A 20,622-nucleotide genomic window follows, 5' to 3' on the forward strand; every position below is an offset into this window, starting at 1 on the left:
CTCAGGCTCCTCAGTGGACTTCGCGGACGAGGATCTCGCCGACGCCCAGGTCGATGGTGATGGTCATGGCGGGTGCCTCGGCGCCGCCGTCGCGGAAGCCGTCGACGCTGATGTCGAAGCCGTCGTTGCGCAGGTCGAAGACCCGGCTGTCGCCGGCCACGACCTCGGTCCTGACCGCCACGTCCACGCCGTCGGGCACCAGGACCTCGACCTTGCCGCCCACACCGTCGATGGTGATGTCGCGGCCGTCGAGGCCGTCCACGTCGGAGATGCCGGACATGTCCAGCACGAACTCGCCGCCGCCGAAGTCGTAGGCGTCCCGCACCTCGCCGGCGCTGGCGGGCCGGTAGTTGTAGTGGTCGTCGGGGAAGTGGCTGCCGGCGGTCGCGCCGGCGGTCACGAGCGCGGCGACGACTCCCAGGGCGATGAGTCCCCCGGCTCGGCCCCAGAACGCCCCGACGACCAGCATCGTCGCGATGATCCCGAGCGCGAGCGCCGGGTAGGCGCTGTCGGCCACCGGTGCCCCCGCCAGGTCGACGACGCCCAGGACGCCCTCGGCGAGCGCGATGAGCGCCAGCGTGAAGAAGAACAGGATCGGTCCGCGGCGGCGCGGGTTGCGCGGCTGGCGGACCCCACGCGGCTCCCGGGCGTACGACGTCGGCGGCATCCAGGTGCCCTCGGCTCCGGGCTGTCCCGCGGCCGCCTCGCCGGCGTACGTGGGCGACTCGTGGCCGTAGCCGCTGTCGTAGCCGTAGCCATATCCGTTGCCAGGGCCCGACGATGGCTTGTCCTTGCGGTTGAGGAACCAGACGACGACCGCGGCGACGATCGCCAGCGGCCACGGGAACCAGAAGGCGCCGGCCCAGTCGCCGACCGCGCACAGGAGCGCCAGGACGCCGACTCCGGCCAGCGCCAGCGAACGGCTCCGCTGGTCCAGGCCGAGCGGCTCGTCGTCGGTGCCCTCCTCTGGCACGAGGATCCAGGCGCCGATGTAGGCGAGCAGGCCGGCACCTCCGAAGAACACCGCCACCACCAGCGCGACGCGGACGATGATCGCGTCGATGTCGAGGTGGCGGGCGATCCCGCCGGCGACCCCCGCGATGCGGCGGTCGGTGACGCTGCGGCGCAGGCGGGAGAGGTCCTTCATCTCCTCGCGGCTGACACGGGGCCCGGACGCCGGCGGCTGGCCGCTCGGCGGTGTGGGGTGCTCGGAGGTGGGGCTGGCGTTGTCCATGGCTCAACTCTCGCCGCCAGGGTCGGGACGCACCATCGGGGAGAGCCCTGATTCGCGGGACATTCGCGGGGGACCGGCTCAGGGTCGGGCCGGGGTCAGTCCTCATGGTCGCGCACGTCCGTGCCTGCGACGATGGAGTCACGATGGCCCACCTCAGCTCCCCTCACCACCCGCCGCCCACCAGGCGACCGGGCGCTTCGCGGCGCGCCTACCGCGACACCTCCGCACCGATCGCGGGCGGGGTCGCAGCAGGCCTGGCGGTCCACCTCGCGGTGCCGGTGCTGTGGGTGCGGGGCTTCTTCGTCGCGACCGCCTTCCTCGGCGGCTTCGGCCTGATGCTCTACGCCGGGCTCTGGGTGTTCCTGCCCGCCGACCAGGGATTCGAGGTGAGCGCTCCCGGCCTGGAGAGCGCCACCCGCACCGGCAAGCGCCCGGGCCGGCGGTCGCGGCTGCGCGACGCCGGGCCGGCGATCGCGCTGGGCGCGCTGTTCTTCGGCGTCGTGCTCGGCTTCGAGGGGATCTTCGGCCAGGGCGCGCTGTTCTGGCCGGTCGTGCTCGGCGTCGCGGGCATCGCGCTGCTCTGGCGGCAGGCCGACGAGGCCCAGCGCGAGCGCTGGATCGACTCGTCCGGTCGCATCGACCCGTTCCGCGCCGTCTTCGGCAACGGCGGCTGGGCGGCGTACGGACGTATCGCCGCCGGCCTCGGCCTGATCGTCACCGCCCTCCTCGTCTTCGCCGTGGCTGCCGGGCAGGCGACCTTCGCCGTGCCGGTGCTGGTGGCCGGCCTGCTCGGCCTGCTCGGCCTGGCGATCGTGGTCGGGCCGTGGGCCGTGCGGCTCATCAACGACCTCGGTGCCGAGCGTGCCGAGCGGGTCCGCACCCAGGAGCGGGCCGACATGGCGGCCCACCTGCACGACTCGGTGCTCCAGACCCTCGCCCTGATCCAGAAGAACGCCCATGACGCCACCACCGTCGCCCGCCTCGCCCGATCGCAGGAGCGTGACCTGCGCCGGTGGCTGTTCGAGGAGGACACCACCGACGCGACCACGCTCGCCGGCGCCCTCAAGGAGATGGCCGCCGACGTGGAGACCCAGCACCCCGTGGTGGTCGACGTGGTCACGGTCGGCGACTGTGACCTGACCGAGTCGCTGCGACCTGTCGTGCACGCCGCCCGTGAGGCGGTGGTCAACGTCGCCAAGCACGCCGGCACCCAGCGCGCCGACGTCTACGCCGAGACCTCTCCCACCGCCGTGGACGTCTTCGTCCGCGACCGCGGAGCCGGCTTCGACGTCGACGCGGTGGCGACGGACCGCCAGGGCGTCCGCAACAGCATCGTGGACCGGATGTCCCGGCACGGCGGGAGCGCGGACGTACGCTCGGCCCCCGGCGAGGGCACCGAGGTCCGACTGCACATGCCCCGCACCAGTACCCGTGAGCACGACGAGGAGAACCGATGAACCAGCCCCCCGCCTCCGAGGGACCCGTGCGCGTCGTCCTGGTGGACGACCACGCGATGTTCCGCGCCGGGGTCCGTGCCGAGCTGGCCGCCGCCGGGGCGGGAAAGGTCGAGGTCGTCGGTGAGGCGGCCGACGCCGACGCGGCGATCGGGGTCGTCCACGAGCTGCAGCCCCAGGTCGTGCTGCTCGACGTGCACCTGCCCGGAGGTGGCGGCGTGGAGGTGATGCGTCGCCAGCCCTCGCCCGACACGCTCTACCTCGCGCTGTCCGTCTCCGACGCAGCCGAGGACGTCATCGGCACGATCCGCGGCGGCGCGCGCGGCTACGTCACCAAGACCATCACCGGTCCCGAGCTGGTCGACGCGATCACCCGGGTCGCCGGGGGAGACGCGGTCTTCTCGCCGCGACTGGCGGGGTTCGTGCTCGACGCCTTCGCCGGCTCGATCGACGTGTCGGCGGTCGACGAGGACCTGGACCGGCTGACCGAGCGCGAGCGCGAGGTGATGCGCCTGATCGCCCGCGGCTACGCCTACAAGGAGGTCGCCAAGGAGCTCTTCATCTCGGTGAAGACCGTGGAGACCCACATGTCCTCGGTGCTGCGCAAGCTGCAGCTGTCCAGTCGCCACGAGCTCACGAAGTGGGCCAACGACCGACGGCTGCTCTAGCTCGGGGGGGCCGGGCCACCGTCCGCCGCTGGCTAGGGTGTCCGCATGGAGACCCTGCGGCTGGTGTTGCTGTTCGTGCACGTCCTCGGATTCGCGGCCCTGCTCGGCGGTCTCCTGGTGCAGGTGCGCGAGGACACCAAGGTGGTCAACCCGGTGATGCGCGACGGCATCGGTACGGCGTTCCTCGCCGGGCTGCTGCTGGTGGGGGTGCTGGAGAGCCTGGGGAGCCCCGACCACGCCAAGATCGGCGTGAAGTTCGCCATCGGCCTGGTCATCCTGGTGCTGGTGATGGCCAACATGCGCAAGCCGAGCATCCCCCAGGGGCTCTACTTCGGCCTGCTGGTGCTGACGATCGCCAACATCGCGGTGGCCGTGTTCTGGTCGCCCGTCCACGCCTGATCCCACGCCTGATCCCTGGCCTGTCACACCTCCCGCATAGGGTTGGGACGCGATGAGTCCCACTGATGCCCCCGCCGATCGAGCCCTGATCGACCACCCCCTCCTCGAGGGCCTCAACGACCCCCAGCGGGCGGCCGTGACGCACTCCGGTGCCCCGCTGCTGGTGGTCGCCGGCGCCGGCTCGGGCAAGACACGCGTGCTGACCCGGCGCATCGCCTGGCTGATCAACGAGCGCAAGGCGCACCCCGGCTCCATCCTGGCGATCACCTTCACCAACAAGGCCGCGGCCGAGATGAAGGAGCGGGTCGAGGAGCTGGTCGGCAAGCGGGCCAGGATCATGTGGGTCTCGACCTTCCACTCCGCCTGCGTGCGCATCCTGCGCAAGGAGATCGACCGGGTCGGCTTCAAGTCCAGCTTCTCCATCTACGACGCCGCGGACTCCAAGCGACTGATGACGCTGGTGCTGCGCGACCTCGAGCTCGACCCCAAGCGCTACCAGCCCAACGCCGTCCTCAACTGGGTCTCCGACCAGAAGAACGAGCTCCGCGACGCTGAGGACGCCGCCAAGGAGGCGCGCAACGGCTTCGAGGAGGCCTACGCCTCGGCCTACACCCACTACCAACGCCGGCTGCGCGAGGCCCACGCGCTCGACTTCGACGACCTGATCATGACGACGGTCCACCTGCTCCAGGCGTTCCCCGATGTGCGCGAGAACTATCGCCGCCGGTTCCGCCACGTGCTGGTGGATGAATACCAGGACACCAACCACGCCCAGTACAGCCTGATCCAGCAGCTGTGCGGGGAGTCCTTCGAGGAGCTCGGGGCGGAGGCGGAGCGCGTCGAGCCGAGCGAGCTGATGGTCGTCGGTGACGCCGACCAGTCGATCTACGCCTTCCGTGGCGCCGACATCCGCAACATCCTCGACTTCGAGAAGGACTTCCCCAACGCCACGACGATCCTGCTGGAGCAGAACTACCGCTCCACCCAGACCATCCTGACCGCGGCCAACTCGGTCATCGGCAACAACCGCGGCCGCAAGCCCAAGCGGTTGTGGACCGACGCGGGGGCGGGAGAGCGGATCGTCGGCTACGTCTCCGACGACGAGCACGACGAGGCGCGGTTCGTCAGCGAGGAGATCGACCGGCTCGTCGACGAGAGCAGTCTCCGTCCCGCCGACGTCGCGGTCTTCTACCGCACCAATGCGCAGTCCCGCGTCTTCGAGGAGGTGTTCATCCGCACCGGCCAGCCCTACAAGGTCGTCGGAGGGGTGCGCTTCTACGAGCGCAAGGAGGTCCGCGACGCGCTGGCCTACCTCCGGATGCTGGTCAACACCGCCGACGAGATCTCGCTGCGCCGTGTGCTCAACACCCCCAAGCGCGGCATCGGCGAGCGCGCCGAGGCCTGCATCGCCGCGCTGGCCGAGCGCGACCGGGTCACGTTCTGGGAGGCGCTGACCCGCGCCGCCGACGCCCCGGGCCTGGCCACCCGCAGCCTCAAGAACATCGAGGCCTTCGTGGCGATGGTGCAGGAGCTGCAGTCGATGGTCGAGGCCGACGAGCGGCCCGACGTCATCCTCGAGTCGGTGCTGGAGCGCTCGGGCTACCTCACCGAGCTGGAGGCCAGCGACGACCCGCAGGACGGCACCCGCGTGGAGAACCTCGCCGAGCTCGTCGCCGTCGCGCGCGAGTTCGCCGAGGACCCCCAGCCCGGGCCCAGCGCCGATCCCGCCGACGTCGAGGCCGGCACGGTCGCGGTGGGCCTCGGCGACTTCCTCGAGCGGGTGGCACTGGTGGCCGACGCCGACTCGATCCCCGACACCCCGGACGGCGACGACTCCGGAGTGGTCACCCTCATGACCCTCCACACCGCCAAGGGCCTCGAGTTCCCGGTCGTGTTCCTCACCGGGTTGGAGGACGGCGTCTTCCCGCACCAGCGCTCGCTGGGCGACCAGCCCGAGCTGGAGGAGGAGCGCCGGCTGGCCTACGTCGGACTGACGCGCGCCCAGAAGCGCCTCTACATCTCACGGGCGCTGGTCCGCTCCGCGTGGGGCGCCCCGAGCCACAACCCCGCCAGCCGATTCCTCGACGAGCTGCCGGTCGACCTCGTGGACTGGCGCCGCACCGCAGCCGAGCAGACGCGCTGGGGTCGCCCCGACCTGACCGGGGGTGGCTCCTCCCGCCTCGGTACGCCGACCGACGCCGGTCGCCGCAACTTCTCCACCGCGGCGATGCGGGCCGATGCAGCGGCGAAGGCCAAGCCGGCGCGGGAGATCCCGAGCCTGGCGCCGGGGGACCGCGTCGTGCACGACTCCTTCGGCATGGGCACCGTCGTGGCCGTCGACGGGGTCGCGGAGAAGTCCGTGGCGTCGATCGACTTCGGGTCCGAGGGCGTCAAGCGACTGCTGCTGCGCTACGCCCCGGTGGAGAAGCTGTAGCGGAGAAGCGGTGGATCAGGGAACGATCCCGTGCTCCACGAAGGCCTGGAACGGGTCGACGGGGCCGCCGCCACCCGGGCGGACCTCGAGGTGCAGGTGGGAGCCGGTCACGTTGCCGGTCGCGCCGACGGTGCCGATGACCTCGCCGCCGTTGACGCGGTCACCGACGGCGACGTAGATCGCGGTCTGGTGGCAGTACCAGATCTCGGTGCCGTCATCCAGCGTCACCACGGTCTTGTTGCCGTAGGCGCCGTCGTAGCCGGTCTGGGTGACGGTGCCGTTGGCGACCGCGATGATCTTGTCACCGGAGTTGGCGTTGAAGTCCAGGCCGGTGTGATAGCTGGCCCAGAGGCCGTACTGACCGAAGGTCGCGGTGATCTGGTAGCTGCCGAGGGGGAGAACCCACTTGTTCTCCTTGATCTTCGCGGCCTGCTTCTCGGCGGCCTGGCGCATCTCGGAGAGCTTCGCCTCACGCTCGGCCACCTGCTTCTCAGCCAGGGCGATGAGCTCGGGGTCGGTCTCCTCGCCACCGGAGTCGCGGGTGTGGTCGCGGCTGACGACGGCGCCGCGGCGCGACAGGGCCTGACCGGCGGTGGTGCCTATGGACCCGGCTGCGTCGAGAGACCCCCCGGTGGACGTCAGCGCAGTAGCGCCTGCGCCCGAGGCCGTGACGGCCCCACCTGCGGAGATGGCGAGCACGGCGACGCCTGCCACGAGGGGCAGGGAAGGCACGCTGCGGACCATGGAGCGGCGAGGCGGCGTAGCGGCACGTCGCTTGCCGGTCACGGGTGCAGCCGATGCCGAGGTGCGTCGCTTGGGAGCACGCTCCGCTCGGTGGTTGCCCATAGGGGTGGTTACCAATCTGCCGGGTCAGGGGGGTGGGTCGGCAAGACCGCGCATGACTGTAACGGAAAGATCACGGGAAAGTGCAACCCGCGAGGCAACTAGTTGAAAATCGCAGGTCAGGCGCCTGTCTTCATCCTCAGGGGTGGACTGTGCGGGCGGCCCGGTAGCGCTCGAGGGCCTCTCGTCGCTCGTCGCCGTGGTCCACGATGCGCAGCGGGTAGTCCCGCTCGTAGCCCAGGTGGGAGGTCCAGGGCTCGTGCACCGTCGCGCCGGGGAGGTGGTCCAGCTCGGGCACCCAGCGGCGCACGTAGTCACCCTGGGGGTCGAACCTCTTGCCCTGGCTGACCGGGTTGAAGACCCGGAAGTAGGGGGACGCGTCGGTGCCGGTGCCGGCCACCCACTGCCAGCCGTGGTTGTTGGACGCGACGTCACCGTCGATGAGGAGGTCGAGGAAGTGCCGCGCGCCGACGGGCCACCACACGTGCAGGTCCTTGGTGAGGAACGACGCGGTGATCATCCGGACCCGGTTGTGCATCCAGCCCGTGTCCAGCAGCTGCCGCATCCCGGCGTCGACGATCGGGTAGCCGGTGGTGCCGGTGCGCCAGGCCTCGACGGCGTCCTCGGGGTCGTCGTACCTCATGCCCTTCAGCGCGGGCCTGAGGTCGGCCCACGCCGAGGCGGGGTGGTGCCACAGCACGTCGGCGTAGAAGTCGCGCCAGCAGAGCTCGGTCGCGTACGTCGACGCGGGGTCGATGTCGGCCAGCAGGGAGCGCGGGTGGAGCACCCCGAGGTGGAGGTAGGGCGAGAGCCGCGAGGTGCCGTCGTGGTCGGGCCGGTCGCGCTCGGTCGCGTAGGAGTCGAGCCCGTCGCGCCGGAAGTCGTGCCAGCGGCGCCAGGCGGCGTCCTCCCCGGCCGCGGGCAGGGCGACGGGGGCGTCGGCGATCGCCTCCTCCAGCAGGGCGAGCGCCCGGCCGTCCGGCTCCGGCGCCTCGAGGTCGGGGGAGCGCGGCGTGGGGGCGGGCTCGGACCAGCCGCGGTCGCGCCAGGCGCGGGCGAAGGCGGTGAAGACCTGATAGGGGTCGCCGCTGCCGTTGCGCACCACCCCCGGCCCGACGGCGTACGGCGACCCGGTCGCCACCAGCTCGACCTGGGCGCCGACCGCCTCGTCGCGGCGGCGTCCGTAGGGGGTGGTCTCCGCCGACACGTGGACGCGACGGCCGTGGGCGACCCGGGGCACGACGTCCGCGGGGTCGCCGTGGTGGACGGTCAGCGGGATGCGCTCGGCGAGAGCGAGGACGTTGGCGGCCAGCCAGGCCCGGCGCGCCGGGCCGGCTCCGCTCCAGACGGCCGGGTCGACGACGAACAGGGCCGTCACCGATCCGTCCGCGAGGGCCGCGAGGAGCGCCGGGTTGTCCCGCACCCGCAGGTCGCGCCGGAACCACATCACCGCTGAGCTCGAGGTGGCCACGCACGTCAACGTAGCCCGACGGTGGACCATCCGCCCGACCAGCGGGTGGCGACCGGGGTGACCACCGCCACTCGCACCCGATCTCGTGCGACCCACCCGACAGGACTAGTGTGCCGAGAGGAAAATCCCGGGAACTGTTGCATACGAGAAGGACTGGGTACGTCGTGGACCTGATGGAGTTTCAGGCGAAGGAGCTCTTCGCCAAGCATGGAGTGGTCACCACACTGGGTGTGGTCGCCGAGACACCGGAGGCCGCGCGTGCCGCCGCCGAGGAGATGGGCGGAGTCACGGTCATCAAGGCGCAGGTCAAGGCCGGCGGCCGCGGCAAGGCCGGTGGCGTGAAGATCGCCAAGACCGCCGACGAGGCCGAGTCCTACGCCCGCGACATCATCGGGATGGAGATCAAGGGCCTGCGCGTCAACCGCGTGCTGGTCACGCCGGCGACCCCGCCGGTGGAGGAGTACTACTTCTCCTTCCTGCTCGACCGGTCCAACCGCTCCCACCTGTGCATCGCATCGGTCGAGGGCGGCGTGGAGATCGAGGAGGTCGCCAAGACCAACCCCGACGCGGTCAAGAAGATCCCGGTCGACGCCCTGGAGGGCGTGACCCCGGAGAAGGCCGCCGCCATCGTCGACGAGGCCAAGTTCCCGGCCGAGCTGCGCGACCAGGCCATCGAGATGGTCCAGAAGCTGTGGCAGGTCTACGTCGAGGAGGACGCCACCCTGGTGGAGGTCAACCCGCTGGCCCGCCTCGAGGGCGACAAGCTCGAGGCGCTGGACGGCAAGGTCTCCCTCGACGAGAACGCCTCCGAGGTGCGCCACCCCGAGCACGCCCAGTTCGAGATCCGCGAGGAGGCCGACCCGCTCGAGGCGAAGGCCAAGGACAAGGGCCTCAACTACGTCAAGCTCGACGGCCAGGTCGGCATCATCGGCAACGGCGCGGGCCTGGTCATGAGCACGCTCGACGTGGTCGCCTACGCCGGTGAGGCGCACGGCGGCGTCAAGCCCGCCAACTTCCTCGACATCGGCGGCGGCGCCAACGCCCAGGTGATGGCCGACGGCCTCGACGTGATCATCCACGACGAGCAGGTCAAGAGCGTGTTCGTCAACGTCTTCGGCGGCATCACCGCGTGCGACGAGGTCGCCAACGGCATCAAGGGCGCCCTGGAGATCCTCGGCGACGAGGCCACCAAGCCGCTCGTCGTACGCCTCGACGGCAACAACGTCGACAAGGGTCGCGCGATCCTCGACGAGCTCAACCACCCGCTGGTCACCCAGGTCGACACGATGGACGGCGCGGCCGACAAGGCCGCCGAGCTCGCCCACCAGGCCTGAGAGAGAGAAACAGATGTCTATCTACCTCAACAAGGACTCCAAGATCATCGTGCAGGGCATGACCGGCGGGATGGGTGCCAAGCACACCACCCTGATGGTCGAGTCCGGCGCCAACATCGTGGGCGGTGTCAACGCCCGCAAGGCCGGCACCACGGTCGAGCTCGGCGGCAAGGAGCTGCCCGTCTTCGGCACGGTCGAGGAGGCGATGAAGGAGACCGGCGCCGACGTGTCGGTGGCCTTCGTGCCGCCCGCGTTCACCAAGGACGCCTGCATCGAGGCCATCGACGCCGAGATCCCGCTGCTCGTCGTGATCACCGAGGGCGTGCCGGTGCTCGACACCGCCGAGGTGGTCGCCTACCTCGAGGGCAAGTCCACCCGGATGATCGGCCCCAACTGCCCCGGCATCATCACCCCGGACGAGTCCCTGGCCGGCATCACCCCGCACACGATCGCGGGCAAGGGCCCGGTCGGCCTCGTGTCCAAGTCGGGCACGCTGACCTACCAGATGATGTTCGAGCTCAAGGACTTCGGCTTCACCACCGCGATCGGCATCGGCGGTGACCCGATCATCGGCACCACCCACATCGACGCGCTCGAGGCCTTCGAGAACGACCCGGAGACCAAGGCGATCGTGATGATCGGCGAGATCGGTGGAGACGCCGAGGAGCGCGCCGCGGCCTACATCAAGGACCACGTGACCAAGCCGGTCGTCGGCTACGTCGCAGGCTTCACCGCTCCTGAGGGCAAGACCATGGGCCACGCCGGCGCCATCGTCTCGGGCTCCTCGGGCACCGCCCAGGCCAAGAAGGAGGCCCTCGAGGCCGCCGGGGTCAAGGTCGGCAAGACGCCGTCGGAGACTGCTGAGCTGATGCGAGAGATCCTGAACTCGCTCTAGCCCTCGTGCACCCCTGAGCCCGCTCGGTCCAGAGCTCACTCCAGCCGGTCCCGCAGGTCCACGACCTGCGGGGCCGGCTGGCGTCGTTCGGGGCGCTTGGCCTCCCAGAGCATCCGCCACACGACGTGCGCCCCGAGCAGGCGTACGGGCGCGACCGCGTTGAGGCGCGGGGGCGAGGGGAGGGTCGGGCAGGCCGAGCTGGCCAGTGTCGAAGGTATGGACATCTCTCTAGCACCCCGTCTTCGTGAACACGCACATCGCTGGAAGGATCTTCTCGGTGGTCCGGGTGACGTCGTCGGCCTGGTCGGGCAGCGACTCGAGCGACCCCTCGCCGTAGGTGTGCACCATCAGGCGCGCGGAGCCGACCCGGGTGACCTGGAACACCGAGCTGCCGAGGCCGTCGCGATAGGTGAGGCCCATCGTGACGGTGTCGTGGCCGGTGTCTCGGTCGAGGACGGTCCACACCTGGTTCTCGACGCTGCGGCAGTCCGTCGCGGCCTGGCGGATCGCGGCCATCGCGTTGGCGGCCACCTCCGCGTCGGCGTGGACGATCAGCTCGCGCCCGTCGGAGTACTCGGGGCCGTGTGCCCCGGTGACCAGCCGCCGGGTGCCGCCGGCGCTGCCATCGATCGGCCACGCGAGACGGCCGCACATCTCGACGTCGCCGATGCCGTCGCCGTCCGCCGACGGCTCGGCGACCTCGAAGTCGCCTCCGGCGTCGGGGAGCCGGACCGCCAGTGGGAAGTCCTCGGGGATGGCGGGCACGTCGGCGGAGACCGTCTCCGACTCGGTGGGTCCCGTGTCCGGGCTGGTCTCCTCGCTCGCCTCGGGGCTCGGTGGCGACCCGTCGTCGAACATGTCGAGTGCCGCGACGGTCTCGTCCAGGGTGTCGACCGTCTCCGCGACGCCCTCCTCGAGGCCGGCGCCCCTCCACTCGCCGTACGTCGACGTGACCAGCAGCGCGGCTCCGACGGGTACGACGTGGACGACGGTGGCGCCGGGGCCGGGCTCGCCGTCGAACCTGTAGGTCTGGACGAGGGTGGCCGCCGGGGCAGGACCGAAGGGCGACTCACGGACCTCGGTCACGGTCTCCAGGTCTCCCTTACCGGCCCCGCCGCTGCTCGAGGTGGCGCAGGCCGACAGGTCGGCGAAGGCCTCGGCGACGACGGTCGCCTCGTCCGGGTTGCCCAGCAGCACCAGCTCACGGGTGTCGGCGGACTCGCCGCCGCTGTTGTCGGCGACCATCCGGTCGCGGATGCCCAGGCCACGCAGCGGGGCGGTGTCGCAGACCCGCAGGTCGCGGAGTCCGGTGCCGGACCGCGAGGTCGCGATGGTGTCATCGGGCCCACCCATGCCTGCGGTGAGGGGGAATCCGTCGGGGATCTCGGTGCCGGCAGTGGCTTCGTCGGAGGCCTCGCCGGAGGTCTGGTCGCTCTCCGTGCCGTGCCCTGGCCCGGCATCGGACCCGGCGTCGTCCGACGGCCGGTCCCCGCATCCCGCGAGCGCCAGCGCGCACACGAGGGCGACGCCAGACAGCCGCGCGCTGAACCTCATGCCACCTAAGACCCCGCGAGGGGCGAAAAGGTTGCGTCAGGAACGGGTGCGCTCTGCGGCGAGCCGCTCGACGACGCGGCGCGCGAGGGCGACGAAGTCGGTCCGCGACATCGTCATGTTGCGGACCGGGGCGAATCCGAGCTGCGAGACCTCGGTCCCGTCGCGCACGATCGCCATCAGGAACGGGAAGGACTGGCTGTCGTTGAGCTCGAAGGACAGTGCCCACACGGTGAGGTCACTGGCCCGCGACGACGAGGACGTCAGGGTCGTGACGCTGGTGCCGAGGTTGGCCTGCCCGCACTGGCGGATCCGGGTCCGGACGACCTCCACGAACCTGCGGGCGGCGGCGGGCTTCATCGAACCGACAGCCTGGGTGAGGCCCAGCTGGGAGGCGTTGGGGGTCTCGGGGAACAGGAAGGTCCGGGTCCGTGCACGCTTGATGCCCTTGCCGACGAACGTGGTGCGGTCGCAGCGCGTGGAGGCGTAGTTGTTGCGGGCCCGCTCGGGGGCGAGGCCCACCCAGGGGCCGCGGACCGCGGAGACGGGCGGCAGGTCGACGACCGCCAGCAGCCCTCGCGGCGTACCGATGTCGAGCGGGAACGTCGTCCGCGCCCGGGCGCGTCCGGCGCACTCGGCGGCACCCTCCGACCCGCAGAGCGCGTTGACGGCCGCAGCGAGGCCGGTGAGGGTGGCCTTGTCGCTGACCGGCCGGCCCTGGCTGCGTACGACGTTGGTCACCACGAGGCTGCCGGTGCGGGCCACGCCGACCGTGATCGTCGCCGGCGTCCTGCCCCACGAGCGCAGCCGGAAGGTCCGCGCCGCGTCGCCGACGCGCTTGACGGCCCGGGTGGAGAGCAGCTGGGTGCGAGGGTCGGTGCAGCCGGCGTACCAGACCGAGGCGGTCTCGAAGCTCTGGGCGGCCTGGTCCGCGTCGCGGGACATCTCGACGAGCTGGACGGCGGTGGACTCCACGCGCGTCACCCGACGCTTGCGGGTGCGCTCCCTGGCGCCCTTGCCGACCTGGGTGCGCACCACCCGGGTGGCGGACCCCTCCCAGGCGCGGGCCATCGCGGTCACGCCGTCAGGGTCGGAGAAGCGCTCGCGCTGGCACGGTGCCAGCAGCCCGTCCCCGGCGAGGTTGTCGGTGGTCGCGGTCTCGGCCCAGTCCAGGCCGCCGCCGAAGCGGGACATCTGGTCCGCGGAGAGGAGGGCGGTCTCGTCGATGATCGGCTCGCCCGTGGCGGAGTCGGCGGCGTGGACGGTGACCCCCGCGGTGACCTTCTCCTCGCTGAGGCTGGTGGGCTCGGCGTCGGCGCCTGCGGCCACCAGCGAGCCGGTGACCACCAGGGCGGCGGTGGCCAGGCCCGCGCCGACCACAGTGTGCGTACGACGGCGGGCGGCGCCGGCGCGCCGGATCACGGTCGCACGGGGCCAGCGGATCGACTCCAGCGGCCCGGCGAGGTCCCCGAGCAACCGGCGGACCTCGGTGGTGGGCACGTCGCGGTGCAGGGCGAACTGCGAGGTCGCGGTCTGCAGCTCACGCTCGGCGTCGGAGCGGGGCAGGCCCACGGTGCGGGAGATGCCGGACAGCGAGATCGCCGACAGGCCGTTGAGGACCAGCAGCTCGCGCTGGCGGCTGCTGAGCTTGGAGAGCGCGTCCAGCGTGTGGCGAGCCTCGGGATCCAGCGACTTGTCGCGGTGCCAGATGCGGGCGGTGTGCCGACGCCGGGCCCGGCGGAAGGCGAGGGGGCGCACGTAGTCGTCCCGGTCGTCGAGGAGCGCGACCTTGCGCCAGTGGTGCCAGGCGACGACGAAGGCGTCCCGCACAGCCGCCCGCGCGGCCGGGGCGTCACCGGTCAGGGCATAGGCCTCGTGCAGGAGTCGCGTGCGTGTCTCGACGTAGTAGGCGTCGAAGGTCTCCGGGCTCCTCATGAGGCGTTCCACGGTACGGGAGAGGCACCCGGCGCGCACATCGCCCACGACCCGGGGGTGGGCGGCGTGGCAGCGCGATCCGCGCCGCCCGTCGAGTGATGATGGGTCGGCCATGACGTCGCTCCTCGCCCGACCCGACAGCGCCCGGGCCGACGCCGCCCGCCCGCGTCCGCTGGTGCTGATCGCGACCCTCGGCGGCGTGCTCGCGGCGCTCGGACCGCTGGTCGTGCTGCTCGCCGTCGGCGTGGTGGGCTGGTTCGTCACCGACGCCGGTGTGCACGGCGCCCCGCGCGACGGCATGCGGATGGGGGCCCTCGCGTGGCTCGCCGGCCACGGCTCGGGCTTCACCGTCCTGGGCGCCCGCGTGACGATCGTGCCGCTCGGCATCACCGCGATCACCGTGTGGTCGATGTGGCGGCTCGGCCACCGCGTCGGCGACGCGGTCTCGGGCCACGGCCCCGACGCCGACCGGATCTCCGACGGCGAGCGCGACTTCACCGTGCCGATCGCGATCATGACGTTCTTCGCCGGCTACGCCGTGGTCGCCGTCGTGGTCGCCACGCTCGCGGCAGGGTCGAGCGCCGACCCGTCGGTGCCGCGGGTGCTGGCCTGGACGTTCGTGATGACGGCGCTGGTCGCTGCCCCCGCGATCGCGGTCGGGTCCGGCCGCGCCGCGATCTGGGCCGCGTTCATGCCGGTGACCGTGCGGGCCGGTGCGGCCGTGGCGGGTGCGGTGCTGGGCACCCTGCTCGTGGTGTCCTCCGCGGTCTTCCTCGTGGCGCTGGCCGTCTCCTTCGACGACGCGGCGACGATGACCTCCCGGCTGCACCCGAGCCCGTCCGAGGCCGGTCTCTATGCCCTCGTCAACGCGGGGTTCGCGCCCAACGCCGCGCTCTTCACCGGCTCGTGGCTGCTCGGACCCGGATTCGCGGTCGGTGGCGCCACCGTCGTCTCGCCGAGCGCCGTGGTGCTCGGTCCGCTGCCGGTCGTGCCCCTGCTCGCGGCCCTGCCCGCTGTCGGTACGCCGGCGGGCTGGTTCGGGGGCCTCATGCTGCTGCCGCCGCTGGTGGCTGCCACGGCCGCCTTCCGGGCGCTGCGCGGGCGCGTGCTCACCTGGGACCAGGTCGCCCTCGCCGGGTGCGGCGGCGGCCTGGTGGCCGGACTCGGGTTCAGCCTGCTCGCCGCCGTGTCCGGCGGGTCCGCGGGCCCGGGCCGGATGCGCTTCGTCGGCCCGTTCGTGCCCGACGTGCTCGTGCACGCCGTGACCGCCTGTGGCATCGGCGCCCTGCTCGGGGCCGCCGTGCCGGCTCTGCTGGTGTGGCGCTCCGCCCGTGCGTGGGCCGGCGAGCCCGACGACCTCACGTCCGCGGAGGACTGAGCGTGGGCGCTGGCCACGGCCACGGCGGGACCGCGCGAGGATCCCTCGGACCCGTCCCGCGGCACCTCAAGGTGGTCATCGGGCTCCTGATCGGTCCCCTGGTGCTGGCGACCGTGGTCGGCCTGGCCGTGCTCTGGCCCGACGGTGACCTCGAGGTCGCCGGTCCGGGCGTCGACGTACGCCGTGGCACCGCCGAGGTGCAGGACATCGGGCCGTGTCCCGGCCGCCGGGACGTCGAGGGCTGCAGCCTGGCCCGGGTGGAGCTGCTGAGCGGGCCGGGGGCTCCCGGGGAGGCCGAGGCGCTCCTGCCCTACGGTCCCGCGGCGCCGGAGGTGGAGGCGGGCGACCGGATCATCGTGTCCTTCACCGAGGAGGCGCCGGAGGGGGAGCAGTACGCCTTCCAGGACTTCGACCGCGGACCGCCCCTGCTCACGTTGACGATCCTGTTCGCGGTGGCCGTGCTGGCCCTCTCGCGGTGGCGCGGCATCGGCGCGCTCGCCAGCCTGGCGTACTCACTCGTGCTGATCGCACTCTTCACGCTCCCGGCCATCATGGAGGGGAGCCCGCCGCTCGCGGTCGCGGTGGTCACGGCCGCGGCGATCATGCTGGTGACGCTCTACCTGTCCCACGGCTTCGACATCCGCTCGACCGTGGCGATGCTCGGCACGCTGGTCTCCCTCGTGGTGATCGGCGGGATCGGCTGGTTCTTCACCCGGGCCGGCCACTTCACGGGGCTGGTCGACGAGGGCAGCCAGTACATCTCCGGCATCGCCGCACAGGTCGACCTCCGCGGCCTGCTGCTGGCCGGGCTCGTCATCGGTGCCCTCGGCGTGCTGGACGACGTGACGGTCACCCAGACGTGGGCGGTCTGGGAGCTCGCGGACGTGGACCCCGACGCCAGCACCCGGACCCTGTTCGTACGCGCGATGCGCATCGGCCGCTCGCACGCCGCCTCGACCGTCAACACCCTGGTCCTGGCCTACGTCGGCGCGACGCTGCCGCTGATGCTCGTCTTCTCCGCCCTCGAGCTGCCGTTCGGCATCGCTGTCAGCCAGGAGATCGTGGCGCAGGAGGTCGTGCGTGGCCTGGTCGGCGGGCTCGGCATCATCGCCGCCGTCCCGGTCACCACAGGCATCGCTGCCCTCGTGGCGGGCCGGCTGGTCCGCGAGCGGCGGGCATCGGCGGCCGGCCCCTCCCACCGCGCCTGAGGCGCCTCGCTCGACCCTCGGCCTGCTGCGCGCCGCCCGGCACGCACGCTGGCTGCGTTGTCGTCAGTCGCCATGGCTCCGCCATGTCTCCCTCCTCCGCCTTGCCATCGCACGCACCGGACATCGCTCGCGACGGCCGCGGGATCGAGCGAGGCGCCTAGACTCACCGCGTGCCACAGCCGAGCCCTGCCCGCATCGTCGTCCTGGTGTCGGGTTCCGGCACCAACCTCCAGGCGCTGCTCGACGCCTGTGCCGAGCCGTCGTACGGCGCGCGGGTGGTCGCGGTCGGCGCCGACCGCGACGGCATCGAGGGCCTGGCCCGGGCCGACCGCGCCGGGGTGCCCACGTTCGTCTCCCAGCTGTCCGACTACACCTCGCGCGAGCACTGGGACCGCGCTCTGGCCGACAAGGTCGCGGCCTTCGAGCCGGACCTGGTGGTCTCGGCGGGCTTCATGAAGCTGGTCTCGGCCGACTTCCTCGAGCGGTTCCTCACCCTCAACACCCACCCGGCACTGTGCCCGGCCTTTCCCGGGATGCACGGCCCCCGCGACGCGCTCGAGCACGGCGTCAAGGTCACCGGGGCGACTCTGTTCGTCGTCGACGCGGGCGTCGACACGGGTCCGATCGTGGCGCAGGTGCCGGTCGAGGTGGCGGAGGACGACGACGTCGCCTCGCTCCACGAGCGGATCAAGGTCGCCGAGCGCGCGATGCTGGTGGACACGGTCGGGCGCATCGCCCGCGAGGGCATCTCGGTGGAGGGGCGCCGGGTTCGCATCGGCGGCCCGGATCGATAGGCTGCACCCACACGACTGGCGCAGGTGGGCCACCACCAGGGAGTGACGCGCGAGAGCATCGAACGCCTGGGTGCCCTCGACTCGACCATCCGAGGAGTCCCGTGTCATCACCCACCTCCGACGTGCGCATCCCGATCAAGCGGGCGCTCGTCTCCGTCTACGACAAGGCCGGTCTCGACGACCTGGTCCACGGCCTGCACCAGGCCGGGGTCGAGCTCGTCTCCACCGGTGGGTCCGCCGCGCTCATCGAGTCGCTGGGTCTCCCGGTCACCAAGGTCGAGGACCTCACCGGCTTCCCCGAGTGCCTCGACGGCCGCGTGAAGACGCTGCACCCGCGGGTCCACGCCGGCATCCTCGCCGACCGCCGCCTCGAGTCCCACGTCGCGCAGCTCGAGGAGCTGGGGGTCGAGCCGTTCGACCTCGTCGTCAGCAACCTCTATCCCTTCACCCAGACCGTGGCCTCGGGCGCCGGTCCGGACGAGTGCGTCGAGCAGATCGACATCGGCGGACCCTCGATGGTCCGCGCGGCCGCCAAGAACCACCCCAGCGTTGCGATCGTGACCTCGCCCGCGTCGTACGACGACGTGCTGGCCGCGGTCGCCGCCGGCGGGTTCACGCTGGCGCAGCGCCAGCGCCTGGCCGCGGAGGCGTTCGTGCACACGGCGACCTACGACGTCCACGTGGCGTCGTGGATGGGCAACGTGCTCACCGACACGAGCGAGGGCACCGGCTTCCCGGCCTGGATGGGCGCGACGTGGGACAAGTCGGCCGTGCTGCGCTACGGCGAGAACCCGCACCAGGGCGCCGCGCTCTACAGCAACGGGTTCCTGCCCGGCGGTCCCGGGCTCGCCCAGGCCACGCAGCACCACGGCAAGGAGATGTCCTACAACAACTACGTCGACGCCGACGCGGCCCGCCGGGCGGCGTACGACTTCGACGACCCCGCCGTCGCGATCATCAAGCACGCCAACCCGTGCGGCATCGCCATCTGCTCGGACGACGTGCCCGACCCCGTCTCCGTCGCCCACCGCAGGGCGCACGAGTGCGACCCCGTCAGTGCCTTCGGTGGCGTGATCGCCACCAACGTCCCGGTCTCCCTGGCGATGGCCGAGCAGGTCGCGGAGATCTTCACCGAGGTCATCGTCGCGCCCGGCTACGAGGACGGTGCGATCGAGGCGCTGCAGGCCAAGAAGAACATCCGGATCCTCGAGTGCCCGCCCCTGGCGCGCGGCGGCGGCGAGATGCGCGCCATCTCCGGCGGCCTGCTGCTTCAGGCGCGTGACGTCATCGACGCCGACGTCGAGGGCGGAGGCGACGACCCCTCCGCCTGGACGCTCGCCACAGGTGAGGCTGCCTCCGAGGCGGTGCTGGCCGACCTGGCCTTCGCGTGGCGGGCCTGCCGCGCGGTGAAGTCCAACGCGATCCTGCTCGCCTCCGGAGGTGCGTCGGTCGGCGTCGGCATGGGCCAGGTCAACCGGGTCGACTCGTGCCGGCTGGCGGTCGAGCGTGCGGGGGAGCGGGCCGCGCACGCCGTCGCCGCCTCCGACGCGTTCTTCCCCTTCGCCGACGGACCGCAGATCCTCATCGACGCCGGCGTGAAGGCGATCGTGCAGCCCGGGGGATCGGTCCGCGACGCCGAGGTCGTCGCGGCCTGCGAGGCGGCGGGCGTGACGATGTACTTCACCGGGACTCGCCACTTCTTCCACTGAGCAGTCCTCGAGCGGTGATATCTTGACGTCGAGATATCAACCTCGGAGGTACGACGTGCGCTGGTGGCGTGGCATCCTCCCGCCGACGAAGCTCGAGCGGGACCTGGTCTGGCAGTGCGTGCTGTCGGCGTTCGCGACGGGCACGTTCCTCACCGGGACGGCGGTCTACTTCACGAAGGTCGTCGGCCTGTCCGGTGCCGAGGTCGGCCTGGGCATGTCGGTCGCGGCGGGCATCACGCTCCTGCTCCAGCTGCCGATGGGGCGGCTCGCGGACCGGGTCGGCGCCAAGCCGCTGTGGGCCACGGCGAGCGCGGTGGAGGCCGCGCTCTACTTCGCGTGGCCGCTGATCGGCGGGATGGCCACCTTCGTCCTGATGCTCAGCGTGCTCGCGATCTTCGAGACGGCCGGACGCAACGCGCGCAACGTCTACCGGATCGCCGTCTTCCCGCGCGAGGTCAGGGTGCGGGCGCTGGCCTACATGCGAGCGGCCCGCAACGTCGGCTACACCCTCGGCGCGGGCGCGAGCGGTGTCGCGCTCGGCATCGGCCTCGACGCCGTGCGCCTCATCCCGTTCGTGACCGGCGGACTGCTGGTGCTCAACGCGGTGCTCATCGCGAGCGTGCTGCCGGTCATCGCCCGCAAGGTGCCAGTGGTCGACACCGACGACCCGGCTGCGGCCGGCTCACCCGCCTGGCGCAACCCGGGCTTCGTCGCGCTGAGCATCTGCAACGGGGTGCTGTCCTCCAACCAGGTGCTGCTCAACGTCGTCGTGCCGCTGTGGCTCGTCGAGCGCACCGATGCGCCGCCGGCGCTGCTGGCCTGGCTGTTCGGCACCAACACGGTCCTCGCTGTGGCACTGCAGGTCCGCGCCAGCCGGGTCGCGGACTCCGTCGACGGCTCGCTGCGGGCCGTGCGCTGGTCGGGCTACGCCTTCATCGTCTCCTGCGCGCTGATCGCGTGGACGCACGAGACCGTCGGCTGGGTGTCGATCGTGCTGATCTGGGTGGGGCACGTCACCATCACCGGCGCCGAGCTGTGGCAGTCGGCCGCCGACTGGTGCCTCACGAGCGAGCTGTCCGACCACCGCCGGCTCGGTGACTACCAGGGCGTGTGGGGGCTCGGCTACCAGATCGAGCCCATCGTCTTCCCCGCGCTCTACACGTTCCTCGCCCTCCAGGTGGGCACCGCGGGCTGGATCGTGATCGCGCTGATCGGCGTGACGGCGGCGGTGGTGGCGCACCCCGCGGCGCGGGCCGCCGAGCGGCACCTGGTCAGGATCGGCGCACCGGTCGGTGCCTGAGGTCGTGCCCCTACA

17 protein-coding genes and 1 riboswitch are annotated in these 20,622 nt (G+C 71.9%); of the genes, 11 read left to right on the forward strand and 6 right to left on the reverse strand.

The window, feature by feature from the left end:
- Positions 1-10 precede the first annotated feature (10 nt).
- Positions 11-1,234, reverse strand: a complete 1,224-nt coding sequence (locus tag J3P44_RS21200; RefSeq protein ID WP_255892461.1) for a PspC domain-containing protein — start codon at positions 1,232-1,234, stop codon at positions 11-13.
- Between the two features lie 143 nt (positions 1,235-1,377).
- Here J3P44_RS21200 and J3P44_RS21205 point away from each other — a divergent pair, with 143 nt between their 5' ends.
- From J3P44_RS21205 to pcrA, 4 genes are read left to right on the forward strand one after another with little or no spacing between them, the layout of a single operon-like run.
- Positions 1,378-2,691: an ATP-binding protein gene (locus tag J3P44_RS21205; protein WP_255892462.1), complete on the forward strand. Its 1,314-nt coding sequence runs from the start codon at positions 1,378-1,380 to the stop codon at positions 2,689-2,691.
- The gene (locus J3P44_RS21210; RefSeq protein WP_255892463.1) at positions 2,688-3,356 is read left to right on the forward strand and encodes a LuxR C-terminal-related transcriptional regulator; all 669 of its coding nucleotides are present in this window, start codon (positions 2,688-2,690) and stop codon (positions 3,354-3,356) included. The genes J3P44_RS21205 and J3P44_RS21210 overlap by 4 nt, the downstream gene beginning before the upstream one ends.
- 45 nt (positions 3,357-3,401) lie before the next feature.
- Positions 3,402-3,755, forward strand: a complete 354-nt coding sequence (locus J3P44_RS21215) for a hypothetical protein (RefSeq protein ID WP_255892464.1) — start codon at positions 3,402-3,404, stop codon at positions 3,753-3,755.
- A 52-nt stretch (positions 3,756-3,807) separates the two neighbouring features.
- Positions 3,808-6,189, forward strand: a complete 2,382-nt coding sequence (pcrA, locus tag J3P44_RS21220; protein ID WP_255892466.1) for a DNA helicase PcrA — start codon at positions 3,808-3,810, stop codon at positions 6,187-6,189.
- A 15-nt stretch (positions 6,190-6,204) separates the two neighbouring features.
- On the opposite strand, the gene J3P44_RS21225 is transcribed toward pcrA, so the two are convergent.
- Both J3P44_RS21225 and J3P44_RS21230 read right to left on the reverse strand, forming a co-directional pair.
- On the reverse strand, positions 6,205-6,921 hold the full coding sequence (locus J3P44_RS21225; RefSeq protein WP_255892467.1) for a M23 family metallopeptidase: 717 nt from the start codon (positions 6,919-6,921) through the stop codon (positions 6,205-6,207).
- A 250-nt stretch (positions 6,922-7,171) separates the two neighbouring features.
- On the reverse strand, positions 7,172-8,503 hold the full coding sequence (locus J3P44_RS21230) for a cryptochrome/photolyase family protein (RefSeq protein WP_255892468.1): 1,332 nt from the start codon (positions 8,501-8,503) through the stop codon (positions 7,172-7,174).
- Positions 8,504-8,667: 164 nt separating this feature from the next.
- Here J3P44_RS21230 and sucC point away from each other — a divergent pair, with 164 nt between their 5' ends.
- Both sucC and sucD read left to right on the forward strand, forming a co-directional pair.
- Entirely contained in the window at positions 8,668-9,837 is a 1,170-nt protein-coding gene (gene sucC / locus J3P44_RS21235) for an ADP-forming succinate--CoA ligase subunit beta (RefSeq protein WP_255892469.1), read from the forward strand.
- A 13-nt stretch (positions 9,838-9,850) separates the two neighbouring features.
- A complete protein-coding gene (gene sucD / locus J3P44_RS21240; RefSeq protein ID WP_255892470.1) occupies positions 9,851-10,732 on the forward strand; it encodes a succinate--CoA ligase subunit alpha in 882 nt (293 codons plus the stop codon).
- A 35-nt stretch (positions 10,733-10,767) separates the two neighbouring features.
- On the opposite strand, the gene J3P44_RS21245 is transcribed toward sucD, so the two are convergent.
- The 3 genes from J3P44_RS21245 to J3P44_RS21255 are packed head-to-tail and all read right to left on the reverse strand — an operon-like array spanning position 10,768 to position 14,218.
- Entirely contained in the window at positions 10,768-10,956 is a 189-nt protein-coding gene (locus tag J3P44_RS21245; RefSeq protein ID WP_255892471.1) for a hypothetical protein, read from the reverse strand.
- A gap of 4 nt (positions 10,957-10,960) precedes the next feature.
- The gene (locus tag J3P44_RS21250; protein WP_255892472.1) at positions 10,961-12,286 is read right to left on the reverse strand and encodes a hypothetical protein; all 1,326 of its coding nucleotides are present in this window, start codon (positions 12,284-12,286) and stop codon (positions 10,961-10,963) included.
- A gap of 36 nt (positions 12,287-12,322) precedes the next feature.
- Complete coding sequence (locus J3P44_RS21255; RefSeq protein WP_255892473.1) at positions 12,323-14,218, reverse strand: SigE family RNA polymerase sigma factor; 1,896 nt, start codon at positions 14,216-14,218, stop codon at positions 12,323-12,325.
- 112 nt (positions 14,219-14,330) lie between these two features.
- On the opposite strand from J3P44_RS21255, the gene J3P44_RS21260 reads away from it, so the two are divergent.
- From J3P44_RS21260 to J3P44_RS21280, 5 genes are all read left to right on the forward strand, one after another.
- The gene (locus J3P44_RS21260; protein ID WP_255892474.1) at positions 14,331-15,596 is read left to right on the forward strand and encodes a cell division protein PerM; all 1,266 of its coding nucleotides are present in this window, start codon (positions 14,331-14,333) and stop codon (positions 15,594-15,596) included.
- Positions 15,597-15,598: 2 nt separating this feature from the next.
- Positions 15,599-16,804: a YibE/F family protein gene (locus J3P44_RS25640; RefSeq protein ID WP_255892475.1), complete on the forward strand. Its 1,206-nt coding sequence runs from the start codon at positions 15,599-15,601 to the stop codon at positions 16,802-16,804.
- A gap of 170 nt (positions 16,805-16,974) precedes the next feature.
- On the forward strand, positions 16,975-17,598 hold the full coding sequence (gene purN, locus J3P44_RS21270) for a phosphoribosylglycinamide formyltransferase (protein ID WP_255892476.1): 624 nt from the start codon (positions 16,975-16,977) through the stop codon (positions 17,596-17,598).
- Positions 17,599-17,600: 2 nt separating this feature from the next.
- Positions 17,601-17,677, forward strand: a riboswitch (ZMP/ZTP riboswitch).
- A 22-nt stretch (positions 17,678-17,699) separates the two neighbouring features.
- The gene (gene purH, locus J3P44_RS21275) at positions 17,700-19,307 is read left to right on the forward strand and encodes a bifunctional phosphoribosylaminoimidazolecarboxamide formyltransferase/IMP cyclohydrolase (protein ID WP_255892477.1); all 1,608 of its coding nucleotides are present in this window, start codon (positions 17,700-17,702) and stop codon (positions 19,305-19,307) included.
- A 55-nt stretch (positions 19,308-19,362) separates the two neighbouring features.
- Positions 19,363-20,607, forward strand: coding sequence for an MFS transporter (locus J3P44_RS21280; RefSeq protein ID WP_255892478.1), 1,245 nt, complete (start codon positions 19,363-19,365; stop codon positions 20,605-20,607).
- Positions 20,608-20,622 lie beyond the last annotated feature (15 nt).

The organism is Nocardioides astragali (genome assembly GCF_024436375.1).
GTDB classification, from domain to species: Bacteria; Actinomycetota; Actinomycetes; order Propionibacteriales; family Nocardioidaceae; genus Nocardioides; species Nocardioides astragali.